This is a genomic window from Xanthobacter sp. AM11 (genome assembly GCF_047444035.1).
GTDB lineage: Bacteria > Pseudomonadota > Alphaproteobacteria > Rhizobiales > Xanthobacteraceae > Xanthobacter.
On the sequence record NZ_JBLAOA010000001.1, the window covers coordinates 1,313,227 to 1,324,880 of the forward strand.

An 11,654-nucleotide genomic window follows, 5' to 3' on the forward strand; every position below is an offset into this window, starting at 1 on the left:
ATGTGGCATTTGCGTCACGTTATCTGGATAACGGCGCCAACGGTACCTGCGAGGGGATCTGGACGGCCGTAGGAGCGCTGCTCCCGGCGTGCTGCCGTTCGAGTTTGGAGGGGAGCCGCAAATATCTGTAAAATCATGCACTATTCGCAATGATGAAGTGGAGGTGACAGCACAGTTCCTCCCGCGACCGTCTATTTGTATGGCTACAATCAAATTGTAATTAAGAGTCACTCCCCTTGTCGGTTGCAACCTGCGCGGCTACGGTCCCACGAAGATTATGTTGTCGGCGAGAGCTGACGCTTCGCTTTCAGGGGGACGGGGGATGACGTTCGAGTTCAGCGGCTTCGTGCTGCGCGTCGAGGGTTGTGTTGAGGGGCACGCCGCCAAAGCGGACCGCCCGGCACGCACCCGCCTCCTCAGCCGCCGCCGCAAACTTCTCGCCAGCACCGCAATTCTGGCCGCGTCCCTGGGTGGCTCCCTGGTTTCGACGGTTCCGAGCCCGGCCGCCGCCACGGCGCTGGTGATCGGCGGCGCGGAGCAATCCTTCGAATTTGGTGCTGTCGGCTCGTCCTGGGACCAGACCTTCACCTTTACGGCGGTCAATCCTGCCGCCGTCATTGTTTCGGACGGCTTTCTCGTCGGCGATCAGTTCGAGGTCTTCAACAACGGCGTTTCCCTCGGGCAGACGTCGGTTCCGCCGCCGATGAGCACGGGAACCTTCGTCGTCGGGACCGGCGCCGCAGATATTTCCGGCACCGTGGTGCTGTCACCGTACGGTACTGGCGGCGGTTACATCCGTGCGGTTTCGCTTTACATCGACACCACGCAGACGAGCTTCACGCAGAACGACCTCGCCGCCCAGCAGGACCCGATGACGTTCGATGGGGGCGTCCTTGCGCCCACGGGCGGCGGCGTCGTCTCGTTCGCGCAGCCGGTCACCGTGCTTGCCACCGGCGGGACGGTGGACACCACGTCCGCCAGTGTGGCCTTCAACGGCGCGGTGACCGCTTCCGGCACCTTCACCACGCAGGGGTCCGGGATCTTCATGGCTGCCGGCGGCGGCACCTTTCAGGATGTGAACCACCTCGGCGGCACCTTCGCCGTGTCGAGCGCCGTCACCGCCACGGGCCTCACCACCGCCGCCGGCTCCGCGTTTGATGTGAATGCGGGTGGTTCGTTCACGTCCAGCGGGGCCGTATCGAACTCTGGTGTCATCGGCGTCAAAGACACCGGCGTGTTCAGCGCCGGGGGCCTGCTGACGAATTCGGGTACCGTAATTGTCTACAAAGGCGGCGCACTCAATTCCAGCCTCGCCAACAGCGGTGTATATTATAATTATGGTACTTCAAACGTCGATGTAGTGTCGAATACTTCCGGGATCAGCAACGAGACCGCCACCGGTATCTGGACTGGCAAAGTCGCCACCAATGCGGGCACTATCAATAATCTGGGCGGTGCCCAGTGGACCGGCGCTGTCGAAGCCAATTCCGGCACGATCAAAAACACGCAGACGTCCACCTGGACCGGCGTCGTCGGTGTCGCCGGCGTCAGCGGAAATACCGGCTTCATCTACAATAACGCGTCCACCTGGACCGGAAATGTGGAAAACAATGCGTCCGGGGGCTTCATCTTCAATGAGGTGGGCGCGACCTGGACCGGCACGGTGAAGAATGACGGTATCGTCGTCAACCAGAGCGGTGCCACCTGGACCGGCGAGGTTCTCAGCAATACCAAGCAGATCACCAATTCCGGCGCCACCTGGAGCGGCGCCGTTACCAATGCGGGTACGCTTCAGAACCAGGATGGCGGCGACTGGACCGGCGCGGTGAAGGACAATTCCGGCACCATCGTCAACAGCGGCGCGGGTACTGTGTGGAGCGGGGCTGTCGTCAATAACACCGGCGCCATCTACAACTATGCGACCTGGCAGAATGGCACGATCGGCATCGCGCCCGGAGATCCGGCCGATCCTCAGTTCGGCAACGCCGGCACCATCGAGAATTCCGCTGGGGGCTCCTGGTCCGGCGACGTGGCCAACAACATGGCCAATGGCAAGATCTACAATAGCGGCGCGACCACCATTTGGACCGGCGCGGTGAAGTATAATGCCGGCCAGATCGCCAACAGCGACGGGGCCACCTGGACCGGCGACGTCACCAACAGCGCCGTTGGCGTCATCACCAATGCCGGGGCTACCTGGAATGGGGACGTGACCAATGACGGCACGATCCGCAACCAGTCCCAGGCGACCTGGAATGGCGACGTGAAGACCAACACGTCGAATAATTCCATCGTCAACGACAATTCCATCTGGAATGGTGACGTCGTTACCAATACGGGCACCATCTCGAACCAGAACACCGCCACCTGGAACGGCGATGTGCTGAGCAATGCCGGGTCCATCAACAACATCACCGGCTCGGCCTGGAACGGCACGCTCGACAATGCCGGCACCGTCACCAATTCGACGGGCTCCACCTGGACCGGTGCGGTGACCGGCAATGCCACGGCCGGCATCATCACCAATGCTGATACCGGCACCAAGTGGATCGGTGCGGTCACCAACTCCGGCAATGTCTATAATCAGGCAGGGGCGTCGTGGAGCGGTGACGTCACCAGCAATACGGCCACCGGCACGATCGTGAATGACGGGCTCGGCACCAGCTGGACCGGTGCGGTGACCAGCAACGCCGGCACCATCAACAACCAGAACAAGGCGACCTGGGACGGTGCGGTCACCAGCAACGGCGGCACGATCGTCAATCTTTCCGGCGGCACCTGGACCAACGGAACGGTGGCATCGAACCTCGCCACGGGCGTGATCGTCAACGACGGCACTGGCACCAGCTGGACCGGTGCGGTGACCAGCAATGCCGGAACCATCAACAACCAGAACAAGGCGACCTGGACCGGCGCCGTCACCGCCAACGCGACGGGGGCTAAGATCACCAACGACGGGGCCGGCACCAAATGGACCGGCACCGCGGTGAGCAATTCCGGGGAGATCACCAACCAGAACCAGGCGACCTGGGATGGGGCGGTCACCAGCAACGGCGGCAAGATCGTCAATCTCTCCGGCGGCACCTGGACCAACGGCACGGTGGGTTCGAACCTCGCCGGGGGCGTGATCGTCAATGACGGCACCGGCACCAGCTGGACCGGTGCGGTGACCAGCAATGCCGGAACCATCAACAACCAGAACAAGGCGACCTGGACCGGCGCCGTCACCGCCAACGCGACGGGGGCTAAGATCACCAACGACGGGGCCGGCACCAAATGGACCGGCACCGTGGTGAGCAATTCCGGGGAGATCACCAACCAGAACCAGGCGACCTGGGATGGGGCGGTCACCAGCAACGGCGGCAAGATCGTCAATCTCTCCGGCGGCACCTGGACCAACGGCACGGTGGGTTCGAACCTCGCCGGGGGCGTGATCGTCAATGACGGCACCGGCACCAGCTGGACCGGTGCGGTGACCAGCAATGCCGGAACCATCAACAACCAGAACAAGGCGACCTGGACCGGCGAGGTGCTTTCCAACGCGGTGGGCGCCAACATCGTGAATGATGACGCCATCTGGAACGGCGCCGTCTCCAACCACGGGACGATCAGCAACCAGAACCAGGCCACCTGGACCGGCGACGTGAAGACCAACACGTCCAGCAACAGCATCATCAACGACAATTCGACGTGGAACGGCGATGTGCTCGCCAATACGGGCGCCATCTGGAACCAGAACACCGCTACGTGGAACGGCAATGTGGTGACCAATGCGGGCACCATCGGCAATATCACGGGTTCCGTCTGGAACGGTGCCGTGACGGACAATCTTGCCGCCGGCAAGATCACCAATGACGGGGCCGGCACCAAATGGACCGGCACCGTGGTGAGCAATTCCGGGGAGATCACCAACCAGAACCAGGCGACCTGGGATGGGGCGGTCACCAGCAACGGCGGCAAGATCGTCAATCTCTCCGGCGGCACCTGGACCAACGGCACGGTGGGTTCGAACCTCGCCACGGGCGTGATCGTCAACGATGGCACCGGCACCAGCTGGACCGGTGCGGTGACCAGCAATGCCGGCACCATCAACAACCAGAACAAGGCGACCTGGACCGGCGAGGTGCTTTCCAACGCGGTGGGCGCCAACATCGTGAATGATGACGCCATCTGGAACGGCGCCGTCTCCAACCACGGGACGATCAGCAACCAGAACCAGGCCACCTGGACCGGCGACGTGAAGACCAACACGTCCAGCAACAGCATCATCAACGACAATTCGACGTGGAACGGCGATGTGCTCGCCAATACGGGCGCCATCTGGAACCAGAACACCGCTACGTGGAACGGCAATGTGGTGACCAATGCGGGCACCATCGGCAATATCACGGGTTCCGTCTGGAACGGTGCCGTGACGGACAATCTTGCCGCCGGCAAGATCACCAATGACGGGGCCGGCACCAAATGGACCGGCACCGTGGTGAGCAATTCCGGGGAGATCACCAACCAGAACCAGGCGACCTGGGATGGGGCGGTCACCAGCAACGGCGGCAAGATCGTCAATCTCTCCGGCGGCACCTGGACCAACGGCACGGTGGGTTCGAACCTCGCCACGGGCGTGATCGTCAACGATGGCACCGGCACCAGCTGGACCGGTGCGGTGACCAGCAATGCCGGCACCATCAACAACCAGAACAAGGCGACCTGGACCGGCGCCGTCACGGCCAACGCGACGGGGGCTAAGATCACCAATGACGGGGCCGGCACCAAATGGACCGGCACCGTGGTGAGCAATTCCGGGGAGATCACCAACCAGAACCAGGCGACCTGGGATGGGGCGGTCACCAGCAACGGCGGCAAGATCGTCAATCTCTCTGGCGGCACCTGGACCAACGGCACGGTGGGTTCGAACCTCGCCGGGGGCGTGATCGTCAACGATGGCACCGGCACCAGCTGGACCGGTGCGGTGACCAGCAATGCCGGCACCATCTACAACCAGAACAACGCCATCTGGATCGGTGATGTTGCCAGCAATACCGGGGTGATCTGGACAACCTCCACCTGGGATGGGTCGATCAACAACTCGAATGCGCTTTACGCATCCGGCACCATCACCGGAACGGTCACCAACAATGTGGGCGCGACCACGACGCTGGTGGGTGACCTGGCCATCGGCCAGAACCTGGTCAATGCCGGGCGCGTGGACATGACCACGCCGTCGAACCTGACCGTGTCGGGCAACATGTCCAATTCCAGCGTCGTCGACATGCGGCAGGGAACGACGACCTACAACACCATCAGCGTGGCCGGGACCTATTCCGGCAGCGCGGATGCCACCATCCCTGCCACCATCCATATGGATATCGACCTCTCCTCAGGAGACACAGGGACGACACGCTCCGACCAGATCCATGCGGGAACGGTGACGGGCACCACGGACCTGGATCTGTCCGCCACGGGCGCAAAGGGGCTCTTCTCGGACGAGATCGTCGTCGCCACCGGCGTCGGTTCCGCCGACGCCTTCACCACCAACGATCTTTCTGCCAGCGGGCTCGTGAACTACGACCTGCGCTACAAGAACAATACCTGGTATGTTCAGGCGACGCTGAACCCGTCAGCGGGTTCGGTGGCGGCCACCATCGCCGCATCGCTCATGTCGCTCACCACCGGCTTCCTGGAATCCACCAGCGCTCTTGTCTCGGGTCCTTTGGACCCGGTGCAGGACCAGATCTCCACCGGCGCCTGGGTGCGGGTGAAGGCCGGTAGCTATAACGTCGATAGTGTCGCCACCACGCAGGTTGTCGGGGCCAGCACCTCGGTTGCGGAGGCTGCCACCTTCCAGTCGGTGTTCAGCGGCTTCCAGGTTGGCATCGACGTGAGCCGCTCCGATATCGGCGGTTCCGGCTGGACCGGCCATATCGGCATCACCGCCGGTGACGTCTGGTTCGACAATACCTTGCAGAACTACGGCGGCGTGTCGTCGGCGGTGGAAGCGCCCTTCTTCGGGGCCTATGCGGCCCTTCTTGGACACGGGCTGTTCGCCGACATCCAGGTCCAGCGCAATTACTACAATGTGGATCTCACCAACACCCAGGCCGGCTTGCAGGACAGCGGCAGCGAGGCCAACGGCTGGACGGTGGTGGCCAGCGCCGGCGGGGTGATCCCCTTCGCCAGCACCTGGTTTGTGGAGCCTTCGGTCGGCCTCAACTATGCGACGGCTTCGGTGGACGATGTCCTGCTTCCGAAAGCCACCGGCGTCATTCACACCGACGATCTGGAGAGTCTCATCGGCAGCCTTCGCCTGCGGGTCGGCACCAGCTTCGCGGCCAGCGAGAACCTTGTCCTGCGCCCGTCGATCACGGCAAGCGTGTGGCATGAATTCTCCGGTGACGGCGCGGGCCTGTATGATGATGGCCAGGGTGGCGCAGCTTTCATCAATGTGTCGGATGTGGGCACGTTCGGTCAGGTGGGCGTCGGCCTGTCGGCGCAGGCCCTCGATACCGGGGTGCTTGGCTTCGTCCGTGCCGATTATCGCTTCGGGCAGAATATCGACGGTGGATCCTTCACCGGTGGCATGCGCGCCCAGTTCTGACGCGCACCGCCATCGGTCCTGACGGGCCGGCAGTGCTTGAGCATTGCCGGTTCGGATGTGGTGACCGGACCGGCAATGTGCCGGCACCGCGTCGCCGGCGGGAATGGTGCCGGCGGGAATGCCGGGAGGTCCAGGGTCCCCCTGGGCGTGACGCCCAGGGGAAAGATGAACGAAGCGGCGCGATTGTCCTGAGCGGGAATTTTCACCCCAGTGGGGTGGCTCTAGAGCCGGATCTGCCCATATTGAAACGCATCGGCGATTCAATATGGGCAGATAATCCGTCTCTATCCAGTAAGTTAGAGTACGATCCGCTCATATGGACGCCCGGAATTCCACCCCCGCAACGGCAAAGCAGAGCGGGGACACTTTGCGACCATTGCCGACGGCAATTTTCAATCGAATGAAGAGCCGATCGCGCCCGGAAGAAGGCAGCGGGGCAGAGACAATCCGCTCACAGCACGCGGGGTGCGGCGCACATATCGGATTTTGGTAAGATGAATGTCGAACGCGGGCCAACGGATTTCAGTCGGTGCCGGGACCTCAAGGTCCTGGATTGCCTTCAAGCATCGCGCGTCCAATTCTTCGATCTCCTTGCACGCAGAAGCGTCCGCCGGGATGAGGAGCTCCTCGCCGCCCTCAATGCTGAAGCCATTTATGTCATCGCCGAATTCTATTATCGCCTTGATGCCCTGAAGATCGAGACGGCGGATGATGTCGAGCGCTTCGCCATGGAGCACAACCAGCGCCTCAGTCGTCTTGATGCCATGCAGCCTGCAGCCGGCCGGCCGATCCCCAAGCCCGAGCGAATCCAGCGCGCGCAGTTCAGCACCGATGTGATGCTGCGCCTTGTCCAGAACTGGCGCGACCACAAGGGGGCCATCGACCAGTCCAACCTTGCGCGCTTCCTGGTGCTGGAGATGTCCACGGAGACCTGCCGCAAGGCAGTGGTGGCGCTGGCAAAGGCAGGTTGCCTGGATCGGATGCATACGCCCTATGGGACCACCCTGGTCCTTTCCAATGGCTGCCTCGAAGAGGTGTTCGGCACCGCCTTGCGCACCCTCTACACCTGCATGGATGTCGCCCGAAGCTGAGACCCCACCTCAGGCAACCGGGCGGGGATGCCCGGTGACGCGTGATCAGGCGCGGGCGGCCTTGGCGAACGGGGCCCGTCCGACGCGCCTGCACCCCGCGCTTCTGCCCCAAGGCAAAAGCGCTGCGCCGGACCGCGCCGCGCCCCGGGCCGACAAGGCCAGCTCCAACCGCATGACGACCGCGCCGCCGGATAAAAGTCGGGGGCAACGCCGCCGGGTCTGCCTTCCTGTTGGCCCTTCAGGAGTGGGGCTGCTCACCCCGTCAGGCCCGAGCTTATGCTTGCGGCCGGCCCCGGCGGGACTCCCGCCCCTGTAGCGGAACCGGCAGGTGCGCGTGCCACAGGCGCCCGCGCGAGCCCGCCTGGAACAGGGGAGGTGCCCATTCCGGCCGATCCGACACGCGGCCCTGATGCCGCAAGGCCCGGAAAATTCTGCGAGCAGCCGCCCCCGGCCCTGCCGGTCCGAGGCCGATCCCTGGAACGGGCAAGGCACAATGTCTGCGCCGCCCGGCAGGCGGTAAACGCGCGCACCGAAACCGGAAAGCACCGGCCAAGCCGCCCTGTCGAGGGAGCCGGCCGCGCGCCTCAATTCCGGCTGCCCACCTCCACATGGTAGGCCTTGCGGAAGTAGGCCACGGTCGCATAAAGCGCCGCCGCACCGAACAGCAGGGAAAGTCCGTACTCACCCACAGTTCCCAGGTTGGTGAGGCCCGCCAGCGCCCACGCAGCGGCCACGGCGGTGGCGAGGGCTTCGGTGGCGACAAGGGCCGTCGCGCTCAACACCGTGAGCATGCCGTTTCCCGACTTGCGCCCCGCATCCGCCGAACCTGCCATCTTCCACTCCTTCGGGCCGCATGCACCCTGCTCTGAAACCCGGTTGTGCCCGCGTTGGGCCGGGCCATCGCGCCAAGGTTATCGCCTTCCGCGAAAGCGGCCCTATGGTGGGCCGGAAACTGCGCCGGGCGCAGCGCCGGGTCAAGCCCGGCGCGCGGACCGCCGACCCGAGGACGCCCATGCCGCTCGAAAATCCAGCCCTTCACCTGCCCGCTCACGCCTTCGAGAGCACCCGCGCTGGACGTGGCATGGTGGCAGCGCCCCATGCCCTGGCTGCAGCTGCGGGACGCGAGGTGCTTGCGGAAGGCGGGAACGCGCTGGAGGCCATGGTGGCAACGGCGGCCGCCATCGCCGTTGCCTATCCGCACATGAACCATCTGGGGGGCGACGGCTTCTGGCTCATCCGGGACCCCCGTGGCCGGGTGCGCTACATCGAAGCCTGCGGGCCGGCGGCGGTGCGCGCCGGCATTGCCCGCTACCACGACATGGGCTTTGACGAGATCCCCACCCGCGGCCCCCACGCGGCGCTCACCGTTCCCGGCGCGGTGGACGGATGGCGTCTTGCGCTGGAGGCCGCGCGGGCCCTCGGCGGGCGCATGTCGGTGGCGCGGCTCCTGGAGCCTGCCATGCGCATGGCGCGGGAGGGCGTGCCGGTTTCCGCCTCCCAGGCGCGCCTCGCGGCGGAGAAGAAAGGCGAACTCGAAGGGGTACCCGGCTTTGCCGCCGCCTTCCTTCCCGGCGGCAGCGTGCCCGCGGCCGGCACCCTCCAGCGTCAATCCCGGCTCGCGGATACGTTCGATCATCTGTCCCGGGCCGGGCTTGCGGATTTCTACAAGGGCGACGTGGGGCGGGAGATCGCCGCGGACCTCGACGCCATGGGCAGCCCGGTGGCGCGGGCCGATCTTGCGGGCTACCAGGCCCTGGAGCGTCCGCCGCTCAGCGTGCGCCTGCCCGAGGCACAGCTGTTCAATGCGCCGCCGCCCACGCAGGGCCTGGCCTCGCTCCTCATCCTGGCGGCGTTCCGGCGGCTGGAGCCGGCCCGGGCGGAGAGCTTCGCTCATGTGCATGGGCTGGTGGAGGCCACCAAACAGGCGTTCCGCGTGCGCGATTCGGCGGTGTGCGATTTCGACCATGTGACGCAGGACATGGGGGCCCTCCTCGCGCCCGAGGCGGTGGACCGGCTGGCCGCGGCCATCGACATGCGCCGCGCGGCGCCCTTCGGGCCGGGGCGCCCCGGCGGGGATACGGTGTGGCTGGGCGCCGCGGACGCCTCGGGGCTGGTGGTGTCCTACATCCAGTCCATCTTTTTCGAGTTCGGTTCCGGCTGTGTGCTGCCGGGCACCGGCGTCCTGATGCAGAACCGCGGGGCCAGCTTCTCCCTCGATCCGCGCGCCCTCAATGCCCTTCACCCCGGGCGCCGGCCATTCCACACCCTGAACCCGGCCCTCGCGGTGCTGCGCGACGGACGGGTGATGGCCTATGGCACCATGGGCGGCGAGGGCCAGCCGCAGACGCAGGCGGCCCTCTTCAGCCGGCATGTCCTCTACAAGGTGCCCCTGGCCGAAGCCATCGCCCGGCCGCGCTGGCTGCTGGGCCGCACCTGGGGGCAGATGGAAACCAGGCTGCGCCTGGAGCGGCGGTTCGACGAGGAACTGGTGGAGCGCCTGGCCCGCGCGGGGCATGATCCGCTGGTGCTGGACGACGACTATAGCGACATCATGGGCCACGCTGGCGCCGTCATCCTGCATGCACGCGGGGAGCTGGAAGGCGCGCACGACCCGCGGGCGGACGGGGGCGCCGCGGGTGTCTGACCTCGGATGCCCGGGAGGGACCGCCGCTGGGCGCAATGGAAAGGCGCGCTGGCCGACCCTCGTGGAGGGTCGGCCGGATGTTCACTTGCCCTGCCGCTGTGCCATTGCGCAGACCGGCCGGAGCGGGGGCCATCGGTGCCCGCCGGCCGGCCTTTCAGGCTGCCCGGCGCGGGCCCGCCCGCACAAATGCGCGGCCTGCGGGGTTCAGCCGCCAACGGCCGGCTTCAGCGCTGGTCGCGCCGCGGGTCCTTCTGGCCTTCCGGGCGCTGGCCGCCCTGCTGCTGCTGCCCCTTGCCCTGGCCGGGCATCTGGGCCTGCTGTTGGCCCTTGCCTGGGCCGGGCTTGGCCTTTTCATTCGGGTTTTGCTGGGGATTGCGCTGATCCTGGTCACGGGTGGACATGATCGCTTCTCCACATCAGCCCCGGATGGCACAACGTCGCGCGCTGCGGTTTGTTCCGGCTTCGCCCGCGCGCGGCGGAGCGGCTCGGGGGCAAAGAAAAAGCCCGGCCTGGGCCGGGCTCTTCCCTGAACTGCAACCTGAGAAGGCGCCGCCGGAGCGGCGCGGCCGGGATCAGGCGGCTTCGTCGGCTTCCATATCCGCGTCGATGTCCACTTCCTCGGCGGCCTTGGCGGTGCCCCGGCGGGGTCCCTTCAGAAGGTTCTGCTCGATGAGCTTTACCGCCTCGGTCTCGGTAATGTTCTGCACGGCGGAGAGTTCGCGCGCCATGCGGTCGAGGGCGGCTTCATAGAGCTGGCGTTCGGAATAGGACTGCTCCGGCTGCGCATCGGACCGGTAGAGGTCGCGCACCACTTCGGAGATGGCGACCAGGTCGCCGGAATTGATCTTGGCTTCGTATTCCTGCGCGCGGCGGCTCCACATGGTGCGCTTGATGCGGGCGCGCCCCTGGAGGGTTTCGAGCGACTTCTCGACGATATTGGTCTCGGAGAGCTTGCGCATTCCGACGCTGGCGATCTTGGGCACGGGGACCCGCAGCGTCATCTTGTCCTTTTCAAAGGAGATCACGAACAGTTCGAGCTTGAAACCGGCGACTTCCTGCTCCTCGATGGCCATGATGCGGCCCACACCGTGGGAAGGGTAAACAATGTGCTCACCCGTCTTGAAACCGAGACGGGTCTGCGCGTTCTTCTTTGCCGACATGCTCTTGACCACTCCTGATCCGGCCCAGGGATGCGAAACCCGGGGCCGAACCTGTTGGTGCTGCGGCCGGCCGGTCCGGTCACCGGGACGACGCACACCTTCAGCTGCGAACTTGGGTCTCGGCCGGAACGCCCGACGACCCGCTCTGCCAGTCGATGACGATGATC

6 protein-coding genes are annotated in these 11,654 nt (G+C 65.3%); 3 read left to right on the forward strand and 3 right to left on the reverse strand.

The window, feature by feature from the left end:
* Positions 1–322 precede the first annotated feature (322 nt).
* Together ACI7BZ_RS06185 and ACI7BZ_RS06190 are read left to right on the forward strand one after the other, a co-directional pair.
* Positions 323–6,592, forward strand: a complete 6,270-nt coding sequence (locus tag ACI7BZ_RS06185) for a hypothetical protein (protein ID WP_414116311.1) — start codon at positions 323–325, stop codon at positions 6,590–6,592.
* Positions 6,593–7,086: 494 nt separating this feature from the next.
* Entirely contained in the window at positions 7,087–7,683 is a 597-nt protein-coding gene (locus tag ACI7BZ_RS06190) for a hypothetical protein (RefSeq protein WP_414116312.1), read from the forward strand.
* A 584-nt stretch (positions 7,684–8,267) separates the two neighbouring features.
* Here the strand turns inward: ACI7BZ_RS06190 and ACI7BZ_RS06195 are convergent.
* Positions 8,268–8,516 carry a hypothetical protein gene (locus ACI7BZ_RS06195; protein WP_414116313.1) on the reverse strand — a complete coding sequence of 83 codons (249 nt, stop codon included), beginning with the start codon at positions 8,514–8,516 and terminating at the stop codon, positions 8,268–8,270.
* 248 nt (positions 8,517–8,764) lie between these two features.
* Between ACI7BZ_RS06195 and ACI7BZ_RS06200 the strand changes: the two genes are divergently transcribed.
* A complete protein-coding gene (locus ACI7BZ_RS06200) occupies positions 8,765–10,327 on the forward strand; it encodes a gamma-glutamyltransferase family protein (RefSeq protein ID WP_414119100.1) in 1,563 nt (520 codons plus the stop codon).
* Between the two features lie 224 nt (positions 10,328–10,551).
* On the opposite strand, the gene ACI7BZ_RS06205 is transcribed toward ACI7BZ_RS06200, so the two are convergent.
* Together ACI7BZ_RS06205 and ACI7BZ_RS06210 are read right to left on the reverse strand one after the other, a co-directional pair.
* The gene (locus ACI7BZ_RS06205) at positions 10,552–10,728 is read right to left on the reverse strand and encodes a hypothetical protein (protein ID WP_414116314.1); all 177 of its coding nucleotides are present in this window, start codon (positions 10,726–10,728) and stop codon (positions 10,552–10,554) included.
* Between the two features lie 171 nt (positions 10,729–10,899).
* A complete protein-coding gene (locus ACI7BZ_RS06210; protein ID WP_414116315.1) occupies positions 10,900–11,487 on the reverse strand; it encodes a CarD family transcriptional regulator in 588 nt (195 codons plus the stop codon).
* Positions 11,488–11,654: the final 167 nt, after the last annotated feature.